At 68.9% G+C, this 25,582-nt stretch carries 33 protein-coding genes; 20 read left to right on the top strand and 13 right to left on the bottom strand.

Going from position 1 to position 25,582, the window contains the following annotated elements:
- Positions 1-161: 161 nt before the first annotated feature.
- Together mshD and AORI_RS79800 are read right to left on the bottom strand one after the other, a co-directional pair.
- Positions 162-1,037: a mycothiol synthase gene (mshD, locus tag AORI_RS79795; RefSeq protein ID WP_016338004.1), complete on the bottom strand. Its 876-nt coding sequence runs from the start codon at positions 1,035-1,037 to the stop codon at positions 162-164.
- A gap of 63 nt (positions 1,038-1,100) precedes the next feature.
- Positions 1,101-1,865: a response regulator transcription factor gene (locus AORI_RS79800; RefSeq protein ID WP_016338005.1), complete on the bottom strand. Its 765-nt coding sequence runs from the start codon at positions 1,863-1,865 to the stop codon at positions 1,101-1,103.
- Between the two features lie 144 nt (positions 1,866-2,009).
- Here AORI_RS79800 and AORI_RS79805 point away from each other — a divergent pair, with 144 nt between their 5' ends.
- The 10 genes from AORI_RS79805 (at position 2,010) to AORI_RS79850 (ending at position 8,390) form a co-directional block, all read left to right on the top strand.
- On the top strand, positions 2,010-2,903 hold the full coding sequence (locus tag AORI_RS79805) for an LmeA family phospholipid-binding protein (protein ID WP_016338006.1): 894 nt from the start codon (positions 2,010-2,012) through the stop codon (positions 2,901-2,903).
- A gap of 7 nt (positions 2,904-2,910) precedes the next feature.
- On the top strand, positions 2,911-3,351 hold the full coding sequence (locus tag AORI_RS79810; protein WP_043848453.1) for a TlpA family protein disulfide reductase: 441 nt from the start codon (positions 2,911-2,913) through the stop codon (positions 3,349-3,351).
- 194 nt (positions 3,352-3,545) lie between these two features.
- Complete coding sequence (locus AORI_RS79815; protein ID WP_016338008.1) at positions 3,546-3,980, top strand: DUF4395 domain-containing protein; 435 nt, start codon at positions 3,546-3,548, stop codon at positions 3,978-3,980.
- 21 nt (positions 3,981-4,001) lie between these two features.
- The gene (locus tag AORI_RS79820) at positions 4,002-4,838 is read left to right on the top strand and encodes a sulfurtransferase (RefSeq protein WP_016338009.1); all 837 of its coding nucleotides are present in this window, start codon (positions 4,002-4,004) and stop codon (positions 4,836-4,838) included.
- The gene (locus AORI_RS79825; protein ID WP_034312617.1) at positions 4,838-5,146 is read left to right on the top strand and encodes a DUF1416 domain-containing protein; all 309 of its coding nucleotides are present in this window, start codon (positions 4,838-4,840) and stop codon (positions 5,144-5,146) included. Before AORI_RS79820 ends, AORI_RS79825 begins: the two co-directional genes overlap by 1 nt.
- 252 nt (positions 5,147-5,398) lie before the next feature.
- Positions 5,399-6,031, top strand: coding sequence for a heme-binding beta-barrel domain-containing protein (locus tag AORI_RS79830; RefSeq protein WP_016338012.1), 633 nt, complete (start codon positions 5,399-5,401; stop codon positions 6,029-6,031).
- A 10-nt stretch (positions 6,032-6,041) separates the two neighbouring features.
- On the top strand, positions 6,042-6,653 hold the full coding sequence (pxpB, locus tag AORI_RS79835) for a 5-oxoprolinase subunit PxpB (RefSeq protein WP_016338013.1): 612 nt from the start codon (positions 6,042-6,044) through the stop codon (positions 6,651-6,653).
- Positions 6,650-7,522: a 5-oxoprolinase subunit C family protein gene (locus AORI_RS79840; RefSeq protein WP_043848454.1), complete on the top strand. Its 873-nt coding sequence runs from the start codon at positions 6,650-6,652 to the stop codon at positions 7,520-7,522. The genes pxpB and AORI_RS79840 overlap by 4 nt, the downstream gene beginning before the upstream one ends.
- A complete protein-coding gene (locus AORI_RS79845) occupies positions 7,510-7,962 on the top strand; it encodes a hypothetical protein (protein ID WP_016338015.1) in 453 nt (150 codons plus the stop codon). The genes AORI_RS79840 and AORI_RS79845 overlap by 13 nt, the downstream gene beginning before the upstream one ends.
- Positions 7,962-8,390, top strand: a complete 429-nt coding sequence (locus tag AORI_RS79850; RefSeq protein WP_016338016.1) for a hypothetical protein — start codon at positions 7,962-7,964, stop codon at positions 8,388-8,390. The genes AORI_RS79845 and AORI_RS79850 overlap by 1 nt, the downstream gene beginning before the upstream one ends.
- On the opposite strand, the gene AORI_RS79855 is transcribed toward AORI_RS79850, so the two are convergent.
- Complete coding sequence (locus AORI_RS79855; RefSeq protein ID WP_016338017.1) at positions 8,383-9,237, bottom strand: aminodeoxychorismate lyase; 855 nt, start codon at positions 9,235-9,237, stop codon at positions 8,383-8,385. The genes AORI_RS79850 and AORI_RS79855 overlap by 8 nt on opposite strands.
- A gap of 30 nt (positions 9,238-9,267) precedes the next feature.
- Between AORI_RS79855 and ygfZ the strand changes: the two genes are divergently transcribed.
- The 3 genes from ygfZ to AORI_RS79870 all read left to right on the top strand — a co-directional run bounded on the left by ygfZ (position 9,268) and on the right by AORI_RS79870 (position 12,208).
- Complete coding sequence (gene ygfZ, locus AORI_RS79860; protein ID WP_043849249.1) at positions 9,268-10,395, top strand: CAF17-like 4Fe-4S cluster assembly/insertion protein YgfZ; 1,128 nt, start codon at positions 9,268-9,270, stop codon at positions 10,393-10,395.
- A 305-nt stretch (positions 10,396-10,700) separates the two neighbouring features.
- A complete protein-coding gene (locus tag AORI_RS79865; RefSeq protein ID WP_016338019.1) occupies positions 10,701-11,264 on the top strand; it encodes an RsiG family protein in 564 nt (187 codons plus the stop codon).
- A complete protein-coding gene (locus AORI_RS79870) occupies positions 11,261-12,208 on the top strand; it encodes an asparaginase (protein WP_016338020.1) in 948 nt (315 codons plus the stop codon). Before AORI_RS79865 ends, AORI_RS79870 begins: the two co-directional genes overlap by 4 nt.
- Here AORI_RS79870 and AORI_RS79875 read toward each other — a convergent pair.
- Complete coding sequence (locus AORI_RS79875) at positions 12,205-13,104, bottom strand: DUF8083 family protein (protein WP_016338021.1); 900 nt, start codon at positions 13,102-13,104, stop codon at positions 12,205-12,207. The two genes, AORI_RS79870 and AORI_RS79875, sit on opposite strands and share 4 nt — an antisense overlap.
- A gap of 207 nt (positions 13,105-13,311) precedes the next feature.
- Between AORI_RS79875 and AORI_RS79880 the strand changes: the two genes are divergently transcribed.
- Both AORI_RS79880 and AORI_RS79885 read left to right on the top strand, forming a co-directional pair.
- On the top strand, positions 13,312-13,497 hold the full coding sequence (locus AORI_RS79880; protein ID WP_016338022.1) for a DUF3073 domain-containing protein: 186 nt from the start codon (positions 13,312-13,314) through the stop codon (positions 13,495-13,497).
- 88 nt (positions 13,498-13,585) lie between these two features.
- Complete coding sequence (locus AORI_RS79885) at positions 13,586-14,446, top strand: 3-hydroxybutyryl-CoA dehydrogenase (protein ID WP_016338023.1); 861 nt, start codon at positions 13,586-13,588, stop codon at positions 14,444-14,446.
- Here AORI_RS79885 and AORI_RS79890 read toward each other — a convergent pair.
- Together AORI_RS79890 and AORI_RS79895 are read right to left on the bottom strand one after the other, a co-directional pair.
- Positions 14,437-14,988, bottom strand: a complete 552-nt coding sequence (locus AORI_RS79890; RefSeq protein WP_228688269.1) for a PIN domain-containing protein — start codon at positions 14,986-14,988, stop codon at positions 14,437-14,439. The genes AORI_RS79885 and AORI_RS79890 overlap by 10 nt on opposite strands.
- Before the next feature lie 12 nt (positions 14,989-15,000).
- Complete coding sequence (locus AORI_RS79895) at positions 15,001-15,456, bottom strand: helix-turn-helix domain-containing protein (RefSeq protein WP_016338025.1); 456 nt, start codon at positions 15,454-15,456, stop codon at positions 15,001-15,003.
- A 123-nt stretch (positions 15,457-15,579) separates the two neighbouring features.
- Here AORI_RS79895 and AORI_RS79900 point away from each other — a divergent pair, with 123 nt between their 5' ends.
- The 3 genes from AORI_RS79900 (at position 15,580) to AORI_RS79910 (ending at position 18,292) form a co-directional block, all read left to right on the top strand.
- A complete protein-coding gene (locus AORI_RS79900; protein WP_016338026.1) occupies positions 15,580-16,479 on the top strand; it encodes a Gfo/Idh/MocA family protein in 900 nt (299 codons plus the stop codon).
- A 222-nt stretch (positions 16,480-16,701) separates the two neighbouring features.
- Positions 16,702-17,355, top strand: coding sequence for a VanZ family protein (locus AORI_RS79905; RefSeq protein ID WP_016338027.1), 654 nt, complete (start codon positions 16,702-16,704; stop codon positions 17,353-17,355).
- A 178-nt stretch (positions 17,356-17,533) separates the two neighbouring features.
- Positions 17,534-18,292, top strand: coding sequence for a GNAT family N-acetyltransferase (locus AORI_RS79910; protein WP_016338028.1), 759 nt, complete (start codon positions 17,534-17,536; stop codon positions 18,290-18,292).
- Here AORI_RS79910 and arfB read toward each other — a convergent pair.
- The 6 genes from arfB to AORI_RS79940 form a co-directional block, all read right to left on the bottom strand.
- Positions 18,281-18,712 carry an alternative ribosome rescue aminoacyl-tRNA hydrolase ArfB gene (gene arfB / locus AORI_RS79915; protein ID WP_016338029.1) on the bottom strand — a complete coding sequence of 144 codons (432 nt, stop codon included), beginning with the start codon at positions 18,710-18,712 and terminating at the stop codon, positions 18,281-18,283. The genes AORI_RS79910 and arfB overlap by 12 nt on opposite strands.
- 35 nt (positions 18,713-18,747) lie before the next feature.
- Positions 18,748-19,818 (bottom strand): phosphoribosylformylglycinamidine cyclo-ligase, encoded by a 1,071-nt coding sequence (purM, locus tag AORI_RS79920; protein WP_007032555.1) that lies wholly within the window; start codon positions 19,816-19,818, stop codon positions 18,748-18,750.
- 30 nt (positions 19,819-19,848) lie between these two features.
- On the bottom strand, positions 19,849-21,387 hold the full coding sequence (gene purF / locus AORI_RS79925; RefSeq protein WP_007032554.1) for an amidophosphoribosyltransferase: 1,539 nt from the start codon (positions 21,385-21,387) through the stop codon (positions 19,849-19,851).
- A gap of 204 nt (positions 21,388-21,591) precedes the next feature.
- The gene (locus tag AORI_RS79930) at positions 21,592-21,993 is read right to left on the bottom strand and encodes a hypothetical protein (protein ID WP_016338030.1); all 402 of its coding nucleotides are present in this window, start codon (positions 21,991-21,993) and stop codon (positions 21,592-21,594) included.
- The gene (locus AORI_RS79935) at positions 21,977-22,216 is read right to left on the bottom strand and encodes a DUF397 domain-containing protein (RefSeq protein WP_005152616.1); all 240 of its coding nucleotides are present in this window, start codon (positions 22,214-22,216) and stop codon (positions 21,977-21,979) included. Before AORI_RS79935 ends, AORI_RS79930 begins: the two co-directional genes overlap by 17 nt.
- 284 nt (positions 22,217-22,500) lie before the next feature.
- Entirely contained in the window at positions 22,501-23,379 is an 879-nt protein-coding gene (locus AORI_RS79940) for a helix-turn-helix domain-containing protein (protein ID WP_016338031.1), read from the bottom strand.
- A gap of 202 nt (positions 23,380-23,581) precedes the next feature.
- On the opposite strand from AORI_RS79940, the gene AORI_RS79945 reads away from it, so the two are divergent.
- Positions 23,582-24,379: an SAM-dependent methyltransferase gene (locus AORI_RS79945; RefSeq protein WP_016338032.1), complete on the top strand. Its 798-nt coding sequence runs from the start codon at positions 23,582-23,584 to the stop codon at positions 24,377-24,379.
- Between the two features lie 78 nt (positions 24,380-24,457).
- Here the strand turns inward: AORI_RS79945 and AORI_RS79950 are convergent, their stop codons facing one another.
- Complete coding sequence (locus AORI_RS79950; protein WP_043848455.1) at positions 24,458-24,838, bottom strand: sterol carrier family protein; 381 nt, start codon at positions 24,836-24,838, stop codon at positions 24,458-24,460.
- Between the two features lie 53 nt (positions 24,839-24,891).
- On the opposite strand from AORI_RS79950, the gene AORI_RS79955 reads away from it, so the two are divergent.
- Complete coding sequence (locus tag AORI_RS79955; protein WP_037334719.1) at positions 24,892-25,509, top strand: type VII secretion system-associated protein; 618 nt, start codon at positions 24,892-24,894, stop codon at positions 25,507-25,509.
- Positions 25,510-25,582: the final 73 nt, after the last annotated feature.

The raw sequence follows: 25,582 nt of genomic DNA on the forward strand, positions 1-25,582 counted from the left end.
TTAAGCACCGACAGTGGACAGGCGGCCGTCTAAGGGTGAACGGCAAGTGAACAAGGCGGCCGATGTGAGCAGCGCGACTACTCCGAAAGTGGCCCGTGTCCCGCCCGTGACCTGCGCGTCTGCTCTCCGTGACCGGTCAAGTGCCGCCCGTGTGAACGTGGTTACCGTGCGTATTGCACGTCTACCTCGTATCGGGTGAAGCCGAGCTTCGAATACACGGCGAGTGCGGGCGCGTTGTCCCCTTCGACGTACAGGATCACTTGCCCCAGCCCGCGATCACGGAGATACCGCAGCCCGGCGAGCGTGAGGGCCTTGCCGAGGCCGCCGCCCTGCGCGTCCGGGTCGATGCCGACGACGTAGACCTCGCCGGCGGGCTCGCCGCCGAACCGGCCGGGGACCGCCTCGTGGACCTTCGTCCAGTGGAAGCCGATGACCTCGCCGTTCTCCTCCGCGAGGAAGAAGCCCTCGGGGTCGAACCAGGCGTCCTTCTCGGTCGACCGGACCTCGTCGGCGGTCAGCGCGCCCTGTTCGGGGTGCCAGTCGAAGGCGCGGGCGTTGACCCGCACCATCGCTTCCTCGTCCTGGCCGGGGACGAACGTGCGCAGCGTGACCCCTTCGCGCGTCACAGGCTCCGGCCAGTCCGCGGTTTCGACGTCGGCGTGGAGGATCAGCAGTTCGCGAGCGCGCTCGAACCCTTCGGTCCCGGCGAGGTGGACGGCGGCGGGGTGGTCGCCGTGCGCCCAGACGCGCAGCGGCTTTCCGGCGGTCTCTTCGACGAGTGCCCTGGTGAGCGCCCTGCCGTGGCCGGAGCGGCGGTGCGCGGGATGGACGAACAGTTCGGCGACCTGATTGCCGTGTGAGTCGCCTTCGGTGTCCAGGTGCGCGTACGCGACCAGCACCCCGTCGACGTGACCGAGGAGGTGCCGCCCACCATCGAACCCTGAGTCCTCCGGGCGGCCGTCGGCCTCGCGCACGGCGAGGAGGAAGTCGTGGATCTCTTCCGTGTCCGGTTCACCGGTCCAAGCCAGATCGAGCATGAAATCGACCCTACCCGGGAACCCGCTCTCCGCCTGGACGTCTTGTCAGACAGGAAGGGGGACTCAGTGCGAAGAAAACTCGCTCGGCTCGTAGACGCTCGAGTCCGGGGCGACGGCCGGTTTGGCCGCGGCGGTGTTTGCGGTGTTTCCCTTGGAGGGCCGCTCGAACTTGTAGCCGACGTTGCGCACGGTCCCGATCATCTGCTCGTGCTCCGGCCCCAGCTTCGCGCGCAGACGCCGGACGTGGACGTCGACCGTGCGCGTGCCGCCGAAGAAGTCGTAACCCCAGACCTCCTGCAGCAGCTGCGCGCGGGTGAAGACCCGGCCGGCGTGCTGCGCGAGGTACTTGAGGAGCTCGAACTCCTTGTAGGTGAGTTCGAGAGTGCGCTTGCGCAGCTTCGCGGTGTAGGTCGCTTCGTCGATGACGAGGTCGCCGACGCGGAGTTCGGCGTCGACCTGCGCGGCGCTGCCGTCGCGAGTGGTGACCAGCCGCAGCCGGGCGTCGACCTCGGCGGGGCCGGCCGTCGGGAGGAGGATGTCGTCGGTGCGCCATTCCGCGCTGACCGCGACCAGCCCGCCTTCGCCGACGACGGCGATGACCGGCGTGGAGGTCTCGTCCTCACCCGCGCCCTTGAGCAGACGGCAGAGGCTCTTCGCGGAGGCGAGATCGGTGCGGGCGTCGAGGACGATGACGTCCCGGTGGCCGGCGTCGAGCAGCGCGGTCACTTCCGGAGCACGGACGCGTACGGTGTGGGGCAGCAGATCCAGGGCGGGCAACACCGTGGTGGCATCTGCTTCCGCGGTCAGTACCAGAAGGTCCAGGCTCATCGCCGCACCGCCTTCAGATCGTGGCCGCCTCGAACGTGGCGACCGCCGGTGCTTAGTGAGAATAGCGGGTGAACGGCCGGGGACCTACCCCGTGCTGGATCGATCACACCTGGCCAAAGAGGTTGACGAAGGAGATTCGACGTAATGGTGAGCAGGCCCGTGGCGCAGGACGACCGACCCTCTCCCGGGCGGTCCGCCAAGCGAGGAAAGCGCCGTGGCCGGGGCTGGCTCATCGCCCTCGCGGTACTGGTGGTGCTGCTGGTCGGCGCCGATTTCGGGGCCGCGGCGTTCGCGGAGCACACGATCTCCCAGAAGGCCCGCGAACAGCTGAACCTGGCCAACGATCCGGCGGTCACGGTGCACGGTTTCCCGTTCCTGACCCAGGCCCTCTCCGGTGACTACAGTCACATCACCATCAACGCCCAGGGCGTGGCCGTTCCGCCGCGCCTGAGGGACGTGGACTTCAACGCCGACATGAGCGACGTCACGGCACCGCTCTCGGACCTGACGTCCGGCAACACGAAGTCGATCGTCATCGGCACGCTCAAGGGCGAGGTGACGATCAAGGCCGCGGACATCGCGCGGCAGGCGCCGCTGGACAAGATCGAGAACCTCCGGATCGAACCGGTCACCGAGGACTACGTCCGCAACGGCGACAGCGGCCAGGGCGAGACGAAGCCGACGGCGACCAACGAGAACGGCGAGCCGGTGGACACCGCCAGCGCCGGGATCCGGGTTTCGGGCAACGTCCAGATCGCCGGGCAGAAGGTGGAGATCTTCTGCTTCGCGATGATCGAACTCGACGGGCAGAAGATCCGTCTCGAGCCGAAGCGGCTCCAGTTCGGGAATGACAAGGAGACCACCGTCGTTCCCCAAGCCGTGCAGGACGCGCTGCTGCCGAACTTCAACGCGACCATCGACACCGGCACGATGCCGTTCTCGGTGACGCCGACCTCGGTGCGCGTGAACAGCGGCTCGGTGACCATCAAGGGCGAAGGCAAGAACGTCGCCTTCAGCGGAGCGAAGCCTCAGGGGTGACTTGCGGATGACCGGAGTGTGGGTGCTGCTGGGCGTCTTGGTGCTCGGCGGGGTCGCGGGCGCGCTGATGCGGGCGCGCAACGGCCGGATCCGCGCGGCCAAGCCCGGTGCTCCCACCCTGCCCGGTCGTGTCTCGGGCGCCCTCGCGCCCGAAGGCGTCACCCTGGTCCAGATCTCCACGACGTTCTGCGCGCCGTGCCGCCACACCCGCGCGCTCCTCTCGGCGCTCGCGGACAAGACCGACGGCCTCACGCACGTCGATCTGGACGTCACCGAAACCCCCGAAGTCGCCCAGGCGCTTTCGATATTGCGGACCCCGACGACGCTGGCCTTGACGCCGGACGGCCGGGAGGTCTTCCGCGTCGGCGGCGTTCCCCGAGGTCAGGAGCTTCTCGAAGCCCTGGAGCCCCATCTCGTCCCGGATTCCGGGAAGCGTCCCAAGGTGTGAACACGGTTCCCAACCTGAGGGAGCTCTGCGTACCCTCGTGCCCGTGAACAGGCTGCCCCGAACCTTGCTGACCCAGCGCCGCGCAGTGGATCTGTGCCGCGTTCGCAGCAGCCTGTGTCCCGGCGTTCGCTGAACCTCGCCTGCGCGTGCCCGTCCGGCACGCAACTCCTTCCCTCTCGTTCGCAGGAGGAACCATGTCCGCAGGACCGGCCGTCGACCCCCGTGGTCCGCGTTTCGCCGCCATCCTGACGACGATCGTGCTCGCGGTCGTGCTCATCACCCAGTGGTGGCCACTGCTCGCGGCGCAGGCGGTGGTGTTCGCGATCGGTGCCTTCATCGGGCTGAAGCCGGCGCCGTACTCCCTGATCTATCGCTACCTGGTCGCGCCGCGGCTGGGCCCCACGACCGAACGCGAAGACGCCGCCCCGCTGCGGTTCGCGCAGGCCGTCGGGTTCGTGTTCGCGGTCGTCGGCACCGTCGGTTTCGCCACCGGCCTGACCGCGCTCGGCTTCGTCGCCACGGCGTTCGCGCTGTTCGCGGCGTTCCTCAACGCGGCGTTCAACTTCTGTCTCGGTTGCGAGATGTACCTGCTCATCAAGCGTTTCAGCCCCAGCCCTCGCGCGTCCTAACCCAGAAAGAGAGTCAGCTCCATGAGCCGTGAAGACGTCCTGGTCACCACCCAGTGGGCCGAGGAGAACCTGGACACCCCGGGTGTCGTGTTCATCGAGGTCGACGAGGACACGACCGCGTACGACAACGGACACATCCGCGGGGCGGTGAAGTTCGACTGGCGCAAGGACCTGCAGGACGGGGTCCGCCGCGACTTCGTCAACAAGGAGGGCTTCGAGAAGCTGCTGTCCGAGAAGGGCATCTCGAACGACGACCGCGTGATCCTCTACGGCGGCAACAACAACTGGTTCGCCGCGTACGCGTACTGGTACTTCAAGCTCTACGGCCACGAGAAGGTGCAGCTGCTCGACGGCGGCCGCAAGAAGTGGGAGCTCGACGGCCGCGAGCTGAACGCGGACGAGGTCAAGCGCGAGGCCACCACGTACCAGGCCAAGGAGCAGGACCTGTCGATCCGCGCGTTCCGCGACGAGGTCGTCGCCGAGATCGGCAAGAGCAACTACGTCGACGTGCGTTCGCCCGACGAGTTCTCCGGCAAGCTGCTCGCCCCGGCGCACCTGCCGCAGGAGCAGTCGCAGGTCCCGGGCCACATCCCCGGCGCGCTGAACGTCCCGTGGGCGAAGGTCGCCAACGAGGACGGCACCTTCAAGACCGAGGAAGAGATCAAGGAGCTGTACTCCGACGAGGGCCTCGACGAGTCGAAGGCCACCATCGCGTACTGCCGGATCGGTGAGCGTTCGTCCATCGCGTGGTTCGCGCTGCACGAGCTCCTCGGCTACGACCAGGTGAAGAACTACGACGGTTCGTGGACGGAATACGGCTCGCTCGTCGGCGTGCCGGTCGAGTTGGGAGCTAAGTGATGGCAGACGACAGCTGCGGCGCCCCGGCCCAGGAGGCCACGCCCGCCGATTACGACACCCGCGGCCAGGTCGTGCTGGCCGGCAAGGTGACCGGCTCGGAGGGCCCCGTCGGCGGCGCCTTCGTGCGGTTGCTGGACGGCGGCGGCGACTTCACCGGCGAGGTGGTTTCGTCGGCCGACGGCGACTTCCGCTTCTACGCGGCCCCCGGTGACTGGACGGTGCGCGCGCTGCACCGCTCCGGCAACGGCGAGGCCTCCGTCACCGCGCAGGGACCCGGCGTGCACCAGCTGGCGATCTCGGTCGCCTGAGACGGGCTGAAGGGGCCCTTCACCGCATCTCATGCGGTGAAGGGCCCCTTCGTCGCGTCAGATGCGGTGAAAGCGTCCTTCAGCGCCTGTGGGCACTGCCACGCGACCTCGGCAGGCCTGTCCGGGCAGGTAGCGACTAAAGTGCGTGGCGTGGAGATCCTGTTTACGACCCTGCTGGTGCTCGCCGGCGTCGCGATCACCTGGTTCGCCGTGTACGTCGTCTACCGGCTTTACGCGGACCAGCGCTGACCCATGACGGCTAGTGGCGACGAGGCCATCCAGGCCGCGGAAAAGCGCGCGGAGACCACGCGCGACCGGAACCTGCCTCCGTACGGCACCTTCCCTGACATGCCCATCCCGGGCGACACGGCGAACCTGCGTGAGGGTCCGAACCTCAACGACGCCTGCCTGGCGCTGCTGCCGCTCGTCGGCGTGTGGCGCGGCGAGGGCGAGGTCGACTACCCGACCATCGAGGGCCCGTACCGGTTCGGCATGCAGCTGACCATCGCGCACGACGGCCGCCCGTTCCTCACCCACGAGGCGCGTGCCTGGCTGCTCGACGAGGATGGCAAGGTCATCCGTCCCGCCGCGCGCGAATCCGGGTTCTGGCGCCCGCAGGCCGACGACACGATCGAGCTGCTGCTGACGCACAACACCGGCATCGTGGAGCTCTTCTACGGCAAGCCGCGCGGCAAGGCCTCGGTCCCGGCCTGGGAGCTGGGCACCGACGCGGTCGTCCGCACTTCGACGGCCAAGGACGTCACGGCCTCGCAGCGGCTCTACGGCATCGTCAACGGCGAACTCGGCTACGTCGAGGAGCGCGCCATGATGGGCCAGGAACTGCAGCCGCACACGTCGGCGCTGCTGCGTCGCGTGGTGGGCTGACCTTCTTCCGATGCGGTGGCGTGCCTACGGCGAGCACGCCGCCCTGCTCGACTGCGCTTCCCTGGCCGAGTCGATGGCGGCGCACGCGGCGGTCTCGTCCGCGCGCCCGGACGGCGTCACCGAACTCGTTCCCGGCGCCCGCAGCCTGCTCGTGGTGGAAACCCCCGGCTCGGACGCGCTCGCGGCCGTCCGTGAGCTGCTGGCGGACGCCGACCTCGACCATCCCCCGGAAGGCGAATCCCGCGAGATCACCCTCGACGTGACCTACGACGGCGAGGATCTCGAACTCGTCGCGCGGGACGCCGGAGTGTCCACAGAGGACGTCGTCCGGCTGCACACCGGCGCCGTCTACACCGTGGCCTTCACCGGGTTCGCGCCCGGATTCGGTTACCTGACCGGGCTTCCCGAGCCGCTCCGGCAACCGCGGCTGTCCACTCCGCGTACTCGCGTGCCGGCGGGTTCGGTCGGTATCGCGGGCGAGTTCACCGGCGTGTACCCGCGCGTCTCGCCCGGCGGCTGGCGGCTGATCGGCCACACCCGGACCGTTCTGTTCTGTCCCCGCGCCGACCGGCCGGCATTGCTGTCGCCCGGCGACCGCGTGCGCTTCCGGAGTGCCGGATGAGAGCCCTCGAAGTGGTCGAGACCGGTCCGCTCGCGCTGATCCAAGACCTCGGCAGGCCCGGCTACGCGCATCTCGGGGTGCCTCCGTCGGGCGCGCTCGACGTCCCGGCGCTGAAACTGGCCAACCGGCTGGTCGGCAACGCCGAAGACGCGGCCGGCGTGGAGAGCCTGTTCGGCGGTCTGCGGCTGCGCGCGACGACGTCCTGCACGGTCGCGGTGACCGGCCCTTCCGTCGCCGTCGAGGTGGACGGGCGGCCCGTCGGCTCGCACGCTCCGGCGTGGCTGGCGGCGGGGCAGGTGGTGGCGATCGGCGCGCCTGCCACCGGATTACGGTGCTACCTGGCGGTTTCCGGCGGCATCACGGTCGACGCGGAACTCGGCAGCCGGTCGCGGGACGTCCTTTCGGAAATCGGCCCCGCGCCGCTGAAGAAGGGCGACGTCCTGCCGCTCGGCACACCGCGCGTATCGGGCGGTGCCGACGTCGTGCTGCCCACGACCGCACCCGCTGAACTGATCGTGCGCGTGGACCCGGGCCCGCGGGCGCACTGGTTCGAGGATCCGGCGGCGGGGCTCGCGAAGACCTGGACGGTGACGGCGGAATCGAACCGCGTCGGGCTCCGGCTCGACGGACCCGCGCTGACTCGCGCGGACGAATACGCGGAGCGGGAGCTGCCGAGCGAAGGCCTGCTGACCGGCGCCGTACAGGTTCCGCCGAACGGGTTGCCGGTGGTGTTCTTGGCGGATCATCCGACTACCGGTGGTTATCCGGTGGCGGCCGTGGTGAGACAGGCGTCACTCCCGGCCCTCGCGCAGGCCAGACCCGGAACCCTTCTCCGCTTTCACTCGTCCACGAGGGTGTGGAACAGGTAAAGGTCGACGGTGGCACGGGTGTCATCGACACGAACAGCGCAAACTGGTTCTCAGCGGGAAAGAGTGCTTCGAACCGGGTCCCAACCCAACCGGAACTCCCGCAGTCGCTGCGGATCGCCCTGGCCACCGGCCAGATACGGCGTCCGCTCGGCGACACGCTCCGCCCGCTTCTCGCCCTCTTCGCCGACGGCGAATACCAGGTCACCGGACCCGAACGGCTGGCCGAGGACCGCTACCTGACCCCGAGCGCCGACTGGCCGCCCGCCGACGTGTCCCGGGTCGGCTACTACCGGACCGCGATCAAGAGCGGGCACCGGCCGGTCGCGGTCGTGCTGGAAACCACCGACGCGGCGGTGATCCTCGACGGGCACCACAAGATCGCGGCTTACCGCGAGGAAGAGATCCTGCCGCACCTGCTGATCATCAGCCCGCTCGGCTGATGGACTTGCGATTCCGTGATCCCCAGACCCGGATCGGCAATCTGGCGGACGAGCCGATCCTCGTCGTCTGCCCGCGCTGCTCTCGTCGTGCCACGGTCACCCCCGAACGACTGACCTGCGCCGGCTGTGCCCTGGTGCGCGTTCGTTCCGCCCCCAACTACAGCGTGTGGAACGGTCCGGTCGACCCGTTCTTCCGCGAACCTCTGTGGCTGCGCGCCGACTGCTGCGGCGGGCACACCCTGTGGGCGTTCCACGAACGTCACCTCGACCTGCTCGAACGGTTCATCGCGGCGAAGCTGCGGGAACGGGGGCTCGGGGACGATCCCGGCCTGACCTTGGTCGCGCGGCTGCCCGCGTGGATTACCGCGGCGAAGCACCGGGACGAGGTCCTCCGGACCATCGCCAAGCTGCGCGCGACGCTCAGCTGATCGCGTACTCGCTCTCGTACGCGGCGGCCAGCTCGGCGTGGATCGCGCTGGAGTCGGTGAGCGCGACGCCGTCGAGCGTGTGCACCCTGGTCAGCTTGCGGACCGACGAGGCGAGGAAGAGCCCTTCGCCCTCGGTGAGGTCCGAGACGTTGAGCGGCTCGACCTTGACCGACCAGCCCGCGCGCTCGGCGCCGCGGAACAGCGCCGCCTGCGTCGTCCCCGGCAGGATGCCGATGGTCGCCGGCGGCGTGTAAAGCGTCTTGTCCCTCGCGAGGACGACCGTCGAAGTCGGTCCTTCGAAGACCGTGCCGTCGGCGGCGGTGAAAATCACATCGCTCGCGCCGCGGCGGCCCGCCTCCCGCAACGCCGCCATGTTGACGCCGTACGAAATCGACTTCGCGCCCAGCAGCAGCCACGGCGCGCGCTCGGCGAGGTCGGGCTCGATACCGCGCTCGAGGGTGATCGCCGCGACGCCTTCGACGCGGGCCCGCTGGACCTTCTCGTCGATCTCCACGCCGAGGGCGAACCCGAACGGCTTCGCCTCCGGGTCGCCGTCGATTCCCCTGGTGTACACCAGTTTCAGCGCGATCTCGGACGGGCCGGACCAGTTGTCGATGACGACCTGCGCGGCGCGCTCCCAGGCGGCGAGGTCCGGCTCCGGCAGGTCGAGCATGGCCGCGGAACGGGCCAGCCGCTCGAGGTGCGGGCGCAGCTCGCGGGGCCGTCCGTCGACGACGAGGATCGTCTCGAACACGCCGTCGCCGCGAAGCAGTCCCAGATCGTCCACCCGCAGGTGGGCGGCTTCGGGGTCGGCCAGGGTCCCGTCGAGGAAGGCAAGCACGCGCATGGGGACACGGTACTCACTAGCATGGGTTTCATGCCCTACCGCTCCCCCTTGCTCGAGCTTCCCGGACCGATCGCGGCACCCGACGGGCATCCGGAGGAAGGTGTCCCGTGGCACTGGGGTGACCCCTTCGCCGAGCAACGGACCGCGGCGCGCGGCGCGGTCGTGATCGACCGTTCGCACCGCGAGATCCTGGCCGTGACCGGGGAAGAACGGTTGTCCTGGTTGCATTTGGTGATCTCGCAGCACGTCACCGGGCTCGCCGAGGGCACCGGCACCGAGGCGCTCGTGCTGGACAGCCAAGGCCGCGTCGACACGCACATGGTCGTCGCGCACGCGGACGGCACGGTGTGGCTGGACAGTGACCGGGGCGCGGTCGCCACCAGCGCGCTGCCGTCCGGCGGCAAGCAGACACTGCGCGACTACCTCGAAGCGATGAAGTTCTGGTCCAAAGTGGACATCCGCGATGTGTCGGACGAGCTGGCGCTGCTGACCGTCCTCGGCCCGGACGCGGACCGCGTACTGGACTCCGTGGGCGTCTCCGTGGGCTCGGACCCGTACTCGGTCGTGGCGATCCCCGGCGGTTTCGCGCGGCGGATGCCGTGGCCGGGGCGGCACAGCGTCGACCTCGCCGTGCCCCGCGCCGAACTGGCCGACTGGTGGCGGCGCCTGACCGACGCCGGCGCGCGACCGGCGGGCAGCTGGACCTTCGACGCGCTGCGGGTCGAATCACTGCGGCCGCGGCTGGGCGTCGACACCGACGAACGCACGATCCCGCACGAGGTGAACTGGGTCGACTCCGCCGCGCACGTGGCGAAGGGCTGCTATCGCGGGCAGGAGACCGTCGCGAAAGTCCACAATGTCGGGCGGCCGCCGCGGTACATGGCGCTGCTGCACCTGGACGGTTCGCCGGAGATCACGCCGGAGACCGGCGATCCGGTGGTGCTCGGCGAGCGGACGGTGGGGCGCGTCGGCAGCGTGGTGCAGCACCACGAACTGGGCCCGATCGCGCTGGCGCTGGTCAAACGCTCGACTCAGCCGGGCGCGGAGCTGCTGGTGGGCGCCGAGGATCGCGTCGTGCAGGCGACCATCGACCCGGACTCGGTGCCTGGTGAGGCTCCGGCTCCCGGACGGGAAGCGGCTCAGCGGCTGCGGGGCTGAACGGGTTTTTCTGGCTGTCCGTGAAGGCCTCCTTCCCTACCCTGAGAGTAGGGAAGGAGGCCTTCACGGACTCATCCACAAGTTGTCCACAACTCCGTCCACCTGTGGACAACCCCGCCGACCAGCACTTTTCCCCGCCCATCGCCGGTAGACTGGACCAGGGGCCGCCCCCGGGACGGGTGGGGGGCGGGCTCTGGAAGGGACCGAAAGAGCAGCCGCCCGGCGGAGGGTCTCGGAAGGGGCGGAGATCCTTGTGGTATCGCTCCCTGCGGAACATTTCCGCTGGAGCGCGATAAGCTACGCGCGTGATCGAAGTCCGGCCCGGTGGTCGCCGTCGTATCGACCGCGTGCTCGGCCCTGGGTATCTCAGCGACCTCGGCGAGCTGACCCTCTCCGTGCTGCGCGAGCGCCGTGACGAGGCCGCGCAGGAGGAGACCGACCTGTCGTACCTGCGGCGCCTGCTCCACGCGCGCATCGACATCGTGCGGGCCGAGCAGGAGCGCCGGAGTTCCGGCGGCGAGAGCAGCGTCGTCGAGCGCCTGGCCGCGATCCTGGCGGACAACGCCATCGGCCCGGCAACGGGTTCGGGCAGGCATCAGCGGCTGGAGCCGTCGCGCGCGGGCGAGCACCGGCGGTTCGCCGAGGCCCTCATCGGCGACACGGACCTTTCCGACGTCAGCACGCTCTCGGACGAGAAGCTGGTCAACGCCCTCAACCGGTACGCCGACGAAGAGGTCTCCGTCTCTTCGTACCGCCGCGAGGTGCAGGGAGTGATGGACACGATCAACGCCGAGATCGCGACCCGCTACCGCCAAGGCACGGCATCGGTCGACGATCTGCTCGACACCGAACGCGGCGGATCCGAGTGACGAATCCGGTCCTGGTCGAGGTCGTCCGATCCGGTTTCGTGGAGAGCGTCCACCGCGGCGCGCTCGTGATCACCGCCCCGGACGGCTCGGTGCGCTTCTCCGCCGGCGACATCGAGCGGCCGGTCTACCCGCGCTCGTCCAACAAACCCCTGCAGGCCGTCGGGATGCTCCGCGCCGGTCTCACGATCGGCGACGAGGAACTCGCGCTGGGTTGCGGCTCGCACAACGGCGAACCCGGCCATGTCGAGGGCGCCCTGGCGATGCTTTCCCGTGCCGGGCTCACCGAGGACGCGCTGGCCTGCCCGCCCGCCTTCCCACTGCACGAGCCGAGCATGCTGGCCGTCGCGTCGACGGGGAAACGCCGGGCCGCGATGAACTGCTCCGGCAAGCACGCCGCGATGCTCACGACCTGCGCCCAGCTCGGCTGGCCGACCGGCGACTACACGGCAGAGATCCACCCGCTGCAGAAGATCGTCCAAGCCACCGTCGCCGACCTCACCAGCGAGACGATCGAGACGGTCGGCGTCGACGGCTGCGGCGCCCCGCTGTTCGCGTTCTCCCTCACCGGCCTCGCCCGCTCCTTCGGCAGGCTGGTCACCGCCATGGGCGGACCGGAACGCCGGGTCGCGGACGCCGTCCGCGCGCATCCGTGGCAGGTCGCGGGCACCGGCCGCGAAGACACCGTGCTGATGCGGACCATCGACGGTCTGCTCTCGAAGGGCGGCGCCGAGGGAGTGCACGCGTTCGCGCTCCCCGACGGCACGGCGCTGGCGCTGAAGATCGACGACGGCGCGGCCCGCGCCCGGCTCCCGCTGCTGCTCGCGACCCTGCGCCACCTCGGCATCGACCCTGGCGACGAAGCCGCCGGCCTCGCGCGCGACGCGGTTCTCGGCGGCGGGAAACCGGTCGGCGAGCTGAAGGTCACCGCCGGCCTCTTCGGCTAGTTCGCGCGTTCCCGCGCGGCCAGGTCGCCCCAGAAGTCCCGCAGGTCGGCGAACAGTTCCGCCAGCTCGTCGACGTTGCCGGTGCGGAGCGCGTCGAGGATGTCGTGCACCTCTTCGGCGGTCGTATCGGACTGCAGGATCGAGTCGGCGAAGAGCTGCACGAGGCCGCCGTAGTCGAGTTCGACCGCGGAACCGGGGTGGAAGCTGTCGAGCCAGCGTCGCGTCTCGAGCAGCACCCGGCCGGGTCCGGAGTCGCCGAAGGTCGCTTCGAGCAGGTCCCCGACCTCGCGGGCGCGATACCGCGCGTCGGCGATGGAGACCCGCCACGACACCTCGCGCTCCGGGTCGTCGCGTCCCTTGCCGAGTTTGACCCGGCGCATCCCGGGGTCGAACAGGACGAACCACGGGAGCGGAACGGTCCACGTCGTCGAGAGCGTGTGCGAGGCCGAGGCGGACAAGTCGCCGATCGCGGACTTCGCCCGGGAGCGGATCATGTCCATCGACGCGCCGCCCGCCTCGAGCACCGCGTTCTTCAGCGCCGGATGCGCGTCGCCGAGGAAGGTCACCAGCGCCGCGGCCGAGCGGGCGCGGATCTCCATCGGGCAGATCAGCGGACCCGGACCGGCGTCGCCGTGCTCACCCTCCGGCACGTCTTCAGGGTCGAGGACGAGAACGTCGGTGACGAGACTGGGGGCGGCCCTGCCGTCCGCGAGTTCGGCGGGCAGCAACCGGCCGACATGCTGTGACTTGAGCCACAATGCCTGCTCACGTTCGCCCGCGGCCGAACGATCGAGCCGGGCCGCCTCGACGGCCTCGAGCAGGCGTTCGTCCGGAGGATCCCCCAGCGCGAGCAGGGGCTCATAGACGCGGAGATAAGCCGCGAACGGACGGGGCACACGAGCATCGTGGCACGCCGACCTGCGACTATCGCCACCGACCGGCCGGTAACCGGCGTTCGGGGAACACTGTCGCCACCGGCACACCGTGCCACGTCGCATCCAACCCCCCGGACACGGTACGGTGTCAGCAGGAAAGAATTGTCGAGACGATGCGGGGCCGCCGATTCCCCCGGCCGCCCCGCCCCTGTGCGAGGGGGTCGAGCCATGGGGCGCGGCCGGGCTAAGGCCAAGCAGACGAAGGTGGCGCGCGAGCTCAAGTACAGCTCGCACGAAACCGACTTCGATGCTTTGCAGCGCGAGCTGTCCAGTAGTTCCTCGGAAGACAGGCACGAGGACGACAAGCGGTACGACGAAGACCCGTACGACGGGTACGACGAATACCGCCGCTGAGCAACGCGTGACACGCGAGGGTGGATCCGGGCTTGCCCCGGTGACCACCCTCGCGTGTCGCGTGCTGCCCAAAATATGAGGAGGTGCCATGTCTGACGTAGCGCGAGTAGGTGTCGTCGGGGCCGGGCTCATGGGCTCGGGCATCGCCGAGGTGCACGCACGGGCCGGGCTGGACGTGATCGTCACCGAGGTGAACCAGCCGGCGCTGGACTCCGGGCGGGCGCGGATCGAGAAGTCGCTGCAGCGCGGCGTCAAGAACGGGAAGCTCTCGCAGGAAGACGCCGACGCCGCGCTCGGACGACTCCGCTTCACCACCGAGATCGGCGAGTTCGCCGACCGCGACCTCGTCATCGAGGCGATCTTGGAGCAGGAGCAGGCCAAGGTCGAGGTGTTCCGGTCGCTGGACAAGATCGTCGAGCGTGAGGACGCCGTGTTCGCGTCCAACACCTCCTCGATCCCGATCATGAAGCTCGGCATGGCCACCGGCCGCCCGCAGCAGGTGATCGGCATCCACTTCTTCAACCCGGTCCCGGTGCTGCCGCTCGTCGAGCTGGTGCCCTCGCTGCTGACCAGCGACGACACCGCCCGCCGTGCCGAGGAGCACGCGACGACGGCGTTGAGCAAGACCGTGATCCGGTCGCAGGACCGCGCCGGGTTCATCGTGAACTCGCTGCTCGTGCCGTACCTGCTTTCCGCGATCCGGATGATCGAGTCGGGCTTCGCGTCCGCGGAGGACATCGACCGCGGCATGGAGCTCGGCACCGCGCACCCGATGGGCCCGCTGCGGCTGTCGGACCTGATCGGCCTGGACACCATCAAGGCGATCGCGGACTCGATGTACGCCGAGTTCAAGGAGCCGCTGTACTCCTCGCCGCCGCTGCTGCTGCGCATGGTCGACGCCGGCCTGCTCGGCAAGAAGACCGGCCGCGGCTTCTACAGCTACTCCTGACCCGAACGGAGCGCCGCGACCGATTTACGGAGGCCGCAGCGCTCCAAAGCGTCGAGAACCTCGGAAACGCTGGTAGGCGGAGCGCGGCGTGAGTTCACGATTCGCCGCACCGCCTCCACGACCACTCGTTCGCAGAGCTCGATCCGATCGAGGACGAAGTCGTCCGAGGTCTGCGCCTCGACGTTCCAGGGACCGAGGGCCCGCCCGGGAAAATCCCGCAGGTTCTCGGTCACGATGACACGCGCCTGCGCCTTGATGGCCGCCGCGAGGACATGGCGGTCGTCCGGGTCGGGCAGGTCGAGCGTGGCGATGAGCGGTTCGTAGCCGGTGACGAGACAATCCCGGACCGAGGCGTTCATCAGGTGCCGCGTCCTGTCCAGCTTGCCGGGGTCGAGATCGGGCCGGTTCTTGCGGAGGTTCCGGAAAACCTCATCGAGGATCTCGTCCGTCCATTTGGCCTGGACGAAACCGCTCTGCGCGATCCGGAGCAGGAGATCGCGTAGAACGTTGGGGTACAGCACGTTGGCGTCGAACAGGACCACGAAGGCCACTTGCTAGGTCAGCCCCATCTCCTGATTCAAGGCGGAAAGCTCGTCCGCGGCCTCGCGGCGCCGATGGTCGTCTTCACGCAAGTAGTCGTGGAGCGAACTGGCTTTCACCCGCCGGTGCTTACCGACCGTGCGGTACTCGATCCGCCCCGCTTCGAGCAGCCCGATGAGGAACGGCCGGGAGACGTTGAGCAGGTCGGCCGCCTGCTGTGTGGTCAGCTCGGCATGGGACGGGACGATGGCCACGCTCTCACCCGCCGCCACCAAGGCGAGCACCCGAGCCATCAGGTCGACCACCCCGCGAGGGACGACCACGGACTCCTCATGTTCGTCGACGACGACGCGCACGGTGTCCCTTTCATGCCGCCGAGCCAGGTAGGCCTCGACGTGCGGGAGTGCCTCGAGCGCCACGTCGATGTCGTGGCGTCCTGGGACGATCTGGTCAATGTTCAGCGCAGTCATCACTGCTCCTGTGTTCAACGTGGTCCCAGTATCGGCTCTCGAACGAATTATTCGCAACATTCGCAATAAACGCAACTCGATGGTGCGTTCAGCTTGCGTGACGGCACACCTAGACTCGGGGGCGTGGGACAGGGACAGCTGCGCGCGGGTCTGGTCGGTGCCGGTCCGTGGGCGAAGACGGTGCACGCGCCAGGTCTCGCCGATCACCCCGGGATGACGTTGCGCGCGGCCTGGGCCAGGCGTCCCGAAGCCGCGAAGGAGCTGGCCGAGGCGCATGGCGCCCAGGCCGTCGACAGCTTCGACGAGCTGCTCGACCAGGTGGACGCGGTCGCGTTCGCCGTGCCGCCCGCCGTTCAGGCGGAGCTGGCGGTCCGGGCGGCCGAAGCGGGCAAGCATCTGATCCTGGAGAAGCCGATCGCCGCGGATCTCGACGGCGCGCGGCGGCTCGCGGACGCGGTGGAGGCCGCGGGCGTCGCGGCTCTCGTGGTCCTGATCTTGCGTTTCTCGCCGATGACCCGCGAGTGGCTCGACGGCATCAAGGAAGCGGGCGGCTGGCGGGGCGGCGGGGCCCGATGGCTTTCGGGCGCGTTGCTTGGCGGCCAGTACCAGTCCTCGGCGTGGCGGCACGACTCCGGCGCGCTCGCCGACATCGGCCCGCACGCCCTCGATCTGCTGGACGCCGCGCTCGGCGAGATCACCGAAGTGCTCGCGGCGAACCGGACCGATGACGATCTGTGGCAATTGCTGTTAGCCCACGAGGGTGGCGCGACCAGTACGGCGACCCTGTCGCTTCGGCTGCCGATCCAGCCGACGGTCGTCGAGGTCGCCGTCTACGGCGAGCACGGGTACCGCACGCTCGGCCGGAAGCCGGGCTCGGCGGGCGAGTCGTACACCGCGCTCCTGGACGATTTCGCCGCGATGGCGGCGAGCGGCACGACCTCGCACCCGTGTGACGTGCGTCGCGGGCTGCACCTCCAAAAGCTGCTCGAACACGCGCGGGAACTCGCCGGACACGGCAAGTAGTACACAGGTCACCCACAAGGCTTTTCCTTGCGGGATAACACCTTCTTCCGGTTGGTTCGCGGCCGTCCACAGGTTTGTCCACAGGTTCCTTTGTGGACGGTGCCGAGCATGGGAAAACCTTTTCCGCCACCGGAAAAGATCACCTCTTAGTGCGGTGACTCCGCCATGCCGAGTCGATCTTGTGATGCGAAGGTGATCTTGGGCGCTCCGGAAAGGAAGGCCATGGGTGAGCTGCTCCGCGCTTTCGGTGTGATGATCCCGTTGACGATCACCGCGGTTCCGTACGCACTGCTCGGGTGGCCGTTGCTCGCGGCGCATCGACGCCGGCGAAGACAGGCCGACCTCTTCTCCGCGTCGGCGACGGCCGCCGTCGACATGACGCTCGTGCTGGCCTGTTTCCTGGTGTTGTGCCTGGTCACGATGCCGGTGGCCGGCGTGCAGGGCAGCAGGCTGAACCTCGAACCCGGCACCGACCTGCGCCTCGCCCTGAACGACAGCGCCAATCTCTGGCAGGCGCTGGGCAACGTCCTCATGCTGAGCCCGCTCGGCGCCCTGCTCCCGATGCGGTTCCGCCGCCTGCGCTCCCTCGGCCGGATCGCGCTGGGCGCGCTGGCCGTCTCGGTGCTGGTGGAGGGAACGCAGTATCTGATCCAGGCGGGCCGGGTGACCTCGGCGGACGACATCCTGCTGAACACCCTGGGCGCCGTCGCGGGCGCCGCGGTGAGCAAACGGCTGTGGCACCGCCTGGACGTCCGGCCGCCGGTGGCGATCCCGGCGCAGGTCCGGCGGGTGTGCGAGGCCCCGGTCCGGCTCCGGGTCCCGAGGTCGGTCTGGGACGAGCGGTACTCGGGCATCGCGCATCCGCAGCGGAGGTAAATCGGTTGACCGTCGTGCGAAAGTGATCGCGAAAGCCCTACGCATCAAGAAAGAGGGATGCCTCATGCCTGACGCCTTCGGTGGCGTCGGCACGAGCTAGCCGGCGCACCCGCCAGCCCCACCACGCACGCGGATCCTCCCGTGCGTCTCTTTCTTCTGCCCGAAAGGCTTTCCACCAGTGCTTTCCGAGACGATTCGTGCTCTGCAGTCCTACATCCGCCTCACCGCGGCGAAATTCCGCGAAACCGAGCGGATCGGGCCGTTCCTGGCCACGTACTACCTCGAATCCAGCAGCCCCTTCCTCAACTACGCGATCCCCGACGACGGCGCCGTCCCCACCGAGGACGACGTCGCCGCGCTCACCGAGGCGTTCCGCAAGCGCGGGCTCGCGCCGCGTCTGGAGTTCCTCACCGAAGCCGTCCCGGAGGCCGAAGCCGTGCTCATCCGGTGCGGGTACACGCTGGAGCGGCGGGTTCCGCTGATGATCTGCGTTCCGGGGCAGGTCGTCGAACAGCCGAAACCGGCCGGGATCAGCCTGGTCACCCCGAAGACCGAGGGCGAACTCCGGCGGATGATCCGGGCGCAGAACCTGGCGTTCGGGGAGACCGATCCCGATGAACACCTCGACCCGTCGCCGGATCAGCTGAGTGGCGAAACCATCTCGGTGATGGCGGTCGGCGAGAACGGCGAGGTCGTCGGCGGCGGGGTCGCGACCGCGATCCTCGACGGCGCGACGGAGATCGCCGGGATCGGGGTGCTCGATGAGTACCGGAGCCGCGGGATCGCCGCGGCGATGACGGAGTACCTGACGCGTGAGGCACACGCGCGCGGCGGCCGGTCGGTGTTTCTGACGCCGGGCGCCGGGCAGGCGGAACGCGTCTACGGCCGGGTCGGGTTCAAGACCGCCGCGGAGTGCGTGCACCTGTCAGTCGTCTGAGTAGCCGCCTCGGCGTGACTTCTTGACCTCGCCGCGGCGCTTCTTCGACGCCAGGCGGCGTTCCTTCGAACCTCGTGAGGGTTTGGTGGGACGCCGCTTGGCGGCCGGGGGCGCCGACGCGTCCGTCAGGAGCATCACCAGCCGTGCCCGCGCGGCTTCCCGGTTCATCAGCTGGGAGCGATGCTCGGACGCGGCGATCGTGACGACCCCGTCGACCAGGCGCGACGAAAGCCGGTCCAGCATCCGGGCCCGGAGATGTTCCGGGACGGACGCCGAACCGGCCACGTCGAAGGACAGTTCGACCCGCGAGTCCGTGGTGTTCACGCCCTGCCCACCCGGGCCCGAAGACCGGGAGAACCGTTCGCTCAATTCGGCACCCGGGATCACGAACCGGGTACCGATCACCACGTCATCAGCCACGGACCCAGTGTGTCACCCGGGCCCAAGCCGTTAAATCAGAAGCGAGGGTGGTCACCGGAGAGCACGGCGCGCGGGCCGTCCGGGTCTTCCGCGGGCTGCACGTCGCCGAGGATCCACGCCGGCACGTGCCGCGCCGTCAGCATCGCGAGCGCGCGGTCGACGTCGTCGGGGCCGACGATCGCGACCATGCCGACGCCCATGTTGAACGTCTTCTCCAGTTCGGCGCGCTCGACCTTGCCGCGGTGGCCGATCAGCGCGAACACCGGCGCCGGGGTCCAGGTGCCGCGTTCGAGCCGCGCGACCAGGCCGCGCGGCATGACGCGGGCGAGGTTCTGCTCCAAGCCGCCGCCGGTGACGTGCGCGAACGTGCGGACGTCGGCCTCGGCCGCCAGGGCGAGGCAGTCCTTCGCGTAGATCCTGGTCGGCTCCAGCATCTCCTCGCCCAGCGAGCGGCCGAACTCCTCGACGTGCCCGTCGAGCGGCATCCGCGCGATGTCCAGCAGCACGTGCCGGGCCAGCGAGTAGCCGTTGGAGTGCAGGCCGGACGAGCCGAGCGCGAGGACGACGTCGCCGGGGCGGACCCGCTCCGGGCCGAGCACGTTCGACGCCTCGACGACACCGATGCCGGTGCCCGAGAGATCGTAGTCGTGCTCGCCCATCAGGCCGGGGTGTTCCGCGGTCTCGCCGCCGAGCAGCGCGCAGCCCGCCTGGACACAGCCCTCGGCGATCCCGCCGACCAGCGCCGCGATCTTCTCCGGCACGACCTTGCCGACGGCGATGTAGTCCTGCATGAACAGTGGCTCGGCGCCGGTGACGACCAGATCGTCGACGACCATCGCGACCAGGTCGATGCCGACCGTGTCGTGCTTGTCGAGCGCCTGGGCGACGGCGATCTTGGTGCCGACCCCGTCGGTCGACGAGGCCAGCACCGGCTCTTTCCACTTGTCCAGCTTCAGGGAGAACAGCCCGGCGAAACCGCCGACGCCGCCCATCACCTCGGGCCTCGTGGCCCTCTCGGCGTGCGGTTTGAGCAGCTCGACGGCTTTGTCACCGGCGTCGATGCTGACGCCGGCGGCGGCGTACGTGGCGCTCGTGGACTCGCTCACGGAAGCGGACTCCAACTCTGGAAGAGAGGTCTAGGGACGCCGGATGGCGTCCTCAGCACCGTACCCGGCAGGGCTGACGGGCTTCGCCGCGCCATTCACCGAGTCCAGGCTCTCCAGCAGGTGCTTCCCGATCAGCGCGTCTTCGGGCAGCGCGATCGGGTACTCGCCGGAGAAGCACGCGGTGCACAACCGCGACTTCGGCTGCTCCGACGCCGCTACCAGCCCGTCCAGGGAGATGTAGCCCAGGGTGTCGGCGCCGATGGAGCGGCGGATGCCGTCGAGGTCGACGCCGTTGGCCACCAATTCGGCGCGGGAGGCGAAGTCGATGCCGTAGAAACACGGCCAGCGCACGGGCGGCGAGGCGATCCGGACGTGCACCTCGAGCGCGCCCGCCTCCCGCAGCATGCGGACCAGCGCGCGCTGGGTGTTGCCGCGGACGATGGAGTCGTCGACCACCACGAGCCGTTTGCCGCGGATGACGTCGCGCAGCGGGTTCAGCTTCAGCCGGATGCCCAGCTGGCGGATGGTCTGCGACGGCTGGATGAAGGTGCGGCCGACGTAGGCGTTCTTCACCAGGCCGGTGCCGTAGGGGATGCCGGAGCCCTGTGCGTAGCCGATGGCGGCCGGGGTGCCGGATTCGGGCACCGGCATGACCAGGTCGGCGTCGGCCGGGTGTTCGGCGGCCAGTTTGCGGCCGATCTCGACGCGAGTGGCGTGCACGCTGCGGCCGGCGATCGAGGTGTCGGGGCGCGCGAGGTACACGTACTCGAAGACACAGCCCTTGGGCTCGGGGTTCGCGAACCGCGAGGAGCGCAGGCCCTCGGCGTCGATCGCGATGAGCTCGCCGGGCTCGACCTCGCGGACGAACGACGCGCCGCAGATGTCCAGCGCGGCCGTCTCGCTGGCGACGACCCAGCCTCGTTCGAGCCTGCCGAGCACCAGCGGGTGCACGCCGTGCGGGTCGCGCGCGGCGTACAGGGTGGACTCGTCGGCGAAGACCAGGCAGAACGCGCCCTTGAGGGTGGGCAGCAGTTCCAGCGCGGCGGCTTCGATGCCCTTGTCGGCGGCGTTGGCCGCGAGCAGCCCGCACACCAGGTCGGAGTCGCTGGACGAACCGGTCAGCCCCGCGTGCGGCTTGAGCCCGGCCTCGACCGTGCGATCCCGCAACTCCGCGGTGTTGACGAGGTTTCCGTTGTGCGCGAAGGACAATCCGCTGCCGGTCGCGGTGGTGCGGAAGATCGGCTGCGCGTTCTCCCAGATGGTGGCGCCGGTGGTCGAGTAGCGGCAGTGCCCGACGGCGATATGTCCCTGCAGCGACTGCAGGACCTGCTCGTCGAACACCTGGCTGACCAGGCCGAGATCCTTGAAGACGACGATCTGCGAACCGTCGGAGACCGAGATGCCGGCCGCTTCCTGGCCGCGGTGCTGAAGTGCGTAGAGCCCGTAGTAGGTCAGCTTCGCGACCTCTTCTCCGGGCGCCCAGACACCGAAGACACCGCATTCCTCGCGGGGTTCCGGATCGGGCTGGTCGGTCACGGGCTGTCCGGCGAGGGACGGGTCGGAAACCACCGAGGTGCTCCCAGGGAGAAAGAGGGCAGGCCGCCACCAGTGTAAACGGTGAGCAGGAGATCAACGCGCCGCACGAGGTGGCGCTGGACACGCTTCGGCTGATGACCGTGAGTGACGAGCGGGTGTCAAGACCCGTCACTCACGACCCCCGACCAGCCGACCGCTCCCCCTCGACAGAGGCGGTCGACTGTGCTTAGGAGCTGCCTAACCCGCGGCGAGCCACTTGGACGTGCCACCGCGGCCGGGGACCCAGCAGCCCTTGGCCGCGGTCTCCGGAACGTAGAGCGAGCCGGGTGTGCGCTCGTCCGGGAGCGCGAGCAGTGCCGTCAGCACCGTCGCCGCGTCGCCGGTGTACCGCCACAACCAGACCTCGGGCTCGAGGATGTCCTCCTCGGTGCCGGGCATGCGGGTCGCGACGACGTCGTCCTCGGCGTTGAGCCGGACCACGTCGACCACGTTGTCGTGGACTCGCACGCCGACCACGGCCATGACCTCGCCGTTCGCGTCGCACGGGTGCACGAATTGGTACCCGCGGTGGATCAGTTCCTGCAGGCCGCTTTCGATGTCGGTGATTTCCGCGGTGATGGTGTCACCCGAGAACGTCATCGAATTCGCCGTCCTTGGCACCCGCGAGGAATGCGGCCATCTCGGCCTGGGTGTAGATCAGGGCCGGACCGGTCGGGAAGCGCGAGTTGCGCATCGCGATCTCTCCGGAAGCGAGCGGCGCCACCTCGACGCAGTTGCCGATCGCGTTGCTGTAGCTGGCTTTGCGCCACTGGGCGCCGGTAAGACGATCGGCCGGGATGCCGTTGTCGAACTGTTCAGCCATGGTCCCCACCTTCCCCGACAGAAGACTTCGGGCGATGCATCTGCATGTGCATTTGCCTGTGATCCCAAAGTTAGCACGTGTGACTGCAGCGGTAAATGCACGTGCAGAAGTTTTTGCAGAATTCGCGTGCAGTGATGACTTAGGTCCTCAGCCATCCCACCAAAGGGTGACTCACGCCGTCTCCAACGGGTGAACAACTACGACTTGTTGCCGGAATTTTGGGCGCAGGCAAGAAAACCCCGGCCGCTCCAGGAACGGCGGCCAGCCCCACAACGGTGATCGGCTCAGATTTCGGCGCGGCGCTTCAACAGCATCTGGCGGCTGCGATCCGGCGTCTCGGCGTCGACCGCGAGCATGTCCAGCGCCCGGCTGTACCGCTCGATCTCGTCGCGCTTGTCGATGTAGTGCGCGCCGGTCAGGTACTCGGTGTACGCGATGTTCGGCAATTCCTCTTCCGCGAACCTGAGCAGCGAGAACGCGCTGTCCGCGGAGTAGCCGCTCCGGTCGAACGGGAGAACCTGCACCGAGATGTTCGGCTGCTGGATCATCTCCAGCAGGTGGTCGATCTGGGCCTTCAGCACCTCGCGGTCGCCGATCGGCCGGTAGAGCACCGACTCGTCGAGCACCAGCCACAAGCGCGGCGCGTCCGGCCGCGACAGCATCTTCTGCCGCCGCATCCGCAGCGCGACCCGGCGATCGACCTGTTCGTTGACCATGTCCTTGCGACCGTGGCTCATGATCGCCCGCGCGTAGGCCTCGGTCTGCAACAGGCCCGTGACGTACAGCGGCTCCCACACCTGGATCCGGGCCGCGGCCTCTTCGAGCCCGACCAGGTCGTTGAACCAGCTCGGCATCAGGTCGCCGTAGCGGCGCCACCAACCCGGCTCGTTCGACTCCTTGACCATGTCGAGGAACTGCTGCCGCTCGCCGGGGTCGGTCATCCCGTACATGGTCAGCAGGTCGGCGACGTCGCGTTCCTTGAAGCCGACGCGGCCGAGCTCGAGACGGCTGATCTTCGACTCCGAGCCGCGGATGCTGTAGCCGGCCTCCTGGCGCGTGATGCCCGCGTCCTCACGCATCCGGCGGAGCTGAGAGCCGAGGATCATCCGTCGCGCGGTGGGACCCAGGGACTGCTCACCGCCAGGCGGGGTGACCGCGTTCATCGACCGGGGACCTTTCGCACGACGACACTCACAGGAGAACAAGCCGATTACTGAAAGTACACGTTTGGGCCTCGACACGACAGGGATGGCTCGGTTTACCGGTCGCGTACGTGGTTCTACTCTACGTAGAGCCCGAGACTTCCGACACAGTTTTGTGAGGTTCAAGATGCCCGACGCCCCGCCCCGGACGGAACGAGTGCCTGTGGGTGTCGACCCGACCCGGGCCAGCATCGCCCGGGTGTACGACGCCTTCCTGCTCGGCAAGGACAACTACGAGATCGACCGGGAGGTGCTGCGCAAGGTCCAGCAGGCCGCCCCCGAGGCGCAGGACCTGGCGACCGAGAACCGCGGCTTCCTGATCCGCGCCTGCCGGTTCCTCGCCAGCCAGACGGGCATCACGCAGTTCCTCGACCTCGGATCCGGCCTGCCGACCGCCGAGAACACGCACCAGGTCGTGCAGCGGATCAACCCGGAGATCAAGGTCGTCTACGTCGACAACGACCCGGTCGTGCTCGCCCACGGGCGGGCGCTGCTCGAGGAGAACGAGAACACGCACTTCGTCTCGGACGACATCTTCGAGCCCGAGCGGATCATGGAGAACCCGGACATCCGCCGGCACATCGACTTCACGCGGCCGATCGCGTTGCTGCAGCTCGGGACCCTGCACCACTACAACGGGCCGCACGACCAGCCCGCCAAGATCATGAAGAAGTACATCGACGCGCTGCCGTCGGGCTCCTACGTGGCGATTTCGCACTTCTCCGACCCGGAGGACGAGCTGTCCGAGACCGCCCGCAAGATGGAGGACTTCTTCATCCACAGCCCGATGGGCTCGGGCACCTTCCGCACGAAGGCCGAGATCGAGGAGCTGTTCCACGACCTCGAGATGGTCGAGCCCGGCGTCAAGCTGTGCGTCGACTGGTGGCCGGACGGCCCGCGGATCAAGGAGCTGAACGCTGCCCAGCGGACGATCTCGGGCGGCATCGGCCGTAAGGCTTAGCCCTCGGGCATGTCATGAAAGGGTCTTTCAGGACATATCTCGTCCTGAAAGACCCTTTCATGACATCCGGCAGCGAGGTTAGAGGCGGACCAAGGGCAGCCAGCGGGCCAGATCGGCCCTGCTCCCGGAGGCGGTGACCCGCCCCGATTCGACGGCTTCGGCCCACCCGAGCAGCCCGGTCGCCAGTTCCAGCCAGGTACGCGGATCCGTTTCGACGACGTTCGGCGGAGTCCCGCGGGTATGGCTCAATCCTTCGACACACTGCACAGCCGCGAACGGCGGCACCCGCACTTCGACACTCTTCCCCGGGGCGTCCCCGGCCAGCGTCCGCAGGCTCAGCCGCACCGCCGCGGCCAGCTCGGGACGGGCCGGATCCGGACCGGATCCGCTCAACCAGGGGGAAATCGCCGCGATCGCGGCTCGTAACTCAGCGGGGTCGACCGTACGCGAAGAGGCCATGGGAGAACAGTAGAGTGAGCGCGAACAAACCTTCAGGCACCCGGAACGTGGGGATGGCGATGGCGCAGCGGGACGAGGCGGATCGGTTGGCGTCGAGCCCGGCGGGCAAGAAGAAACCGAAGATCACCGAAGAGATGCGCGCCAACGCCAAGGCAAACCCGAACAGCTGGCTGTACGTCATCGACGAGGCCTTCGATCCCGACGGCCCGGTGCCGTCCTGGGCGGTCGTCGGCGCGTACCCGGTGAACGGCGGCGGCGAGATCGTCGAGGACTTCCACCCCAACGACCGCTACCGTCCCTCGCCCAAGGCGCTCGGCTTCCCAGAGCCGCGCAACGAGCTCGAACAGCTCCTCCAGCTGGTGCGCACGAACCACCGCCCGGCCGCCGACCTGCCGCGCGTCATCCTCGACTCGACGCTGTTCGTCTACGCCCTTTCCCCGGTGCAGCGCACGGTGATCGGGTTCCACAACACCGACGGCAAGGTGCTCGTGCCCGCGTACACGGCCAAATCGCTGGTCCCGCGCGAATGGCCGCACGCCCGCGCGGTGCTGGGCCGGGACATGGTCCCGCTGCTCGCCGGGCACCCCGTGACGATCAACCCGCACGACCGGCTCACCGCGATCGTCCCCTCGGAGCACCTCGACAAAGCCCTTTCAGACGAGCGCCGTTAGGGCCGGATTAACCCACTCGGCCCAATTTTTTCGGCCCGAAAGCAACACTTTCGGGTGATGTTCGAGTCGCTGA

It is taken from the genome of Amycolatopsis keratiniphila, from assembly GCF_000400635.2.
Classification (GTDB): Bacteria; Actinomycetota; Actinomycetes; order Mycobacteriales; family Pseudonocardiaceae; genus Amycolatopsis; species Amycolatopsis keratiniphila.

Bases quoted from the DNA above. Each gene is read 5' to 3' on its own strand.
- mshD (WP_016338004.1), bottom strand. From the start codon at position 1,037: ATGCTCGATCTGGCTTGGACCGGTGAACCGGACACGGAAGAGATCCAC.
- AORI_RS79800 (WP_016338005.1), bottom strand. From the start codon at position 1,865: ATGAGCCTGGACCTTCTGGTACTGACCGCGGAAGCAGATGCCACCACG.
- AORI_RS79805 (WP_016338006.1), top strand. From the start codon at position 2,010: ATGGTGAGCAGGCCCGTGGCGCAGGACGACCGACCCTCTCCCGGGCGG.
- AORI_RS79810 (WP_043848453.1), top strand. From the start codon at position 2,911: ATGACCGGAGTGTGGGTGCTGCTGGGCGTCTTGGTGCTCGGCGGGGTC.
- AORI_RS79815 (WP_016338008.1), top strand. From the start codon at position 3,546: ATGTCCGCAGGACCGGCCGTCGACCCCCGTGGTCCGCGTTTCGCCGCC.
- AORI_RS79820 (WP_016338009.1), top strand. From the start codon at position 4,002: ATGAGCCGTGAAGACGTCCTGGTCACCACCCAGTGGGCCGAGGAGAAC.
- AORI_RS79825 (WP_034312617.1), top strand. From the start codon at position 4,838: ATGGCAGACGACAGCTGCGGCGCCCCGGCCCAGGAGGCCACGCCCGCC.
- AORI_RS79830 (WP_016338012.1), top strand. From the start codon at position 5,399: ATGACGGCTAGTGGCGACGAGGCCATCCAGGCCGCGGAAAAGCGCGCG.
- pxpB (WP_016338013.1), top strand. From the start codon at position 6,042: ATGCGGTGGCGTGCCTACGGCGAGCACGCCGCCCTGCTCGACTGCGCT.
- AORI_RS79840 (WP_043848454.1), top strand. From the start codon at position 6,650: ATGAGAGCCCTCGAAGTGGTCGAGACCGGTCCGCTCGCGCTGATCCAA.
- AORI_RS79850 (WP_016338016.1), top strand. From the start codon at position 7,962: ATGGACTTGCGATTCCGTGATCCCCAGACCCGGATCGGCAATCTGGCG.
- AORI_RS79855 (WP_016338017.1), bottom strand. From the start codon at position 9,237: ATGCGCGTGCTTGCCTTCCTCGACGGGACCCTGGCCGACCCCGAAGCC.
- ygfZ (WP_043849249.1), top strand. From the start codon at position 9,268: ATGCCCTACCGCTCCCCCTTGCTCGAGCTTCCCGGACCGATCGCGGCA.
- AORI_RS79880 (WP_016338022.1), top strand. From the start codon at position 13,312: ATGGGGCGCGGCCGGGCTAAGGCCAAGCAGACGAAGGTGGCGCGCGAG.
- AORI_RS79885 (WP_016338023.1), top strand. From the start codon at position 13,586: ATGTCTGACGTAGCGCGAGTAGGTGTCGTCGGGGCCGGGCTCATGGGC.
- AORI_RS79895 (WP_016338025.1), bottom strand. From the start codon at position 15,456: ATGACTGCGCTGAACATTGACCAGATCGTCCCAGGACGCCACGACATC.
- AORI_RS79905 (WP_016338027.1), top strand. From the start codon at position 16,702: ATGGGTGAGCTGCTCCGCGCTTTCGGTGTGATGATCCCGTTGACGATC.
- AORI_RS79930 (WP_016338030.1), bottom strand. From the start codon at position 21,993: ATGACGTTCTCGGGTGACACCATCACCGCGGAAATCACCGACATCGAA.
- AORI_RS79935 (WP_005152616.1), bottom strand. From the start codon at position 22,216: ATGGCTGAACAGTTCGACAACGGCATCCCGGCCGATCGTCTTACCGGC.
- AORI_RS79940 (WP_016338031.1), bottom strand. From the start codon at position 23,379: ATGAACGCGGTCACCCCGCCTGGCGGTGAGCAGTCCCTGGGTCCCACC.
- AORI_RS79950 (WP_043848455.1), bottom strand. From the start codon at position 24,838: ATGGCCTCTTCGCGTACGGTCGACCCCGCTGAGTTACGAGCCGCGATC.
- AORI_RS79955 (WP_037334719.1), top strand. From the start codon at position 24,892: ATGGCGATGGCGCAGCGGGACGAGGCGGATCGGTTGGCGTCGAGCCCG.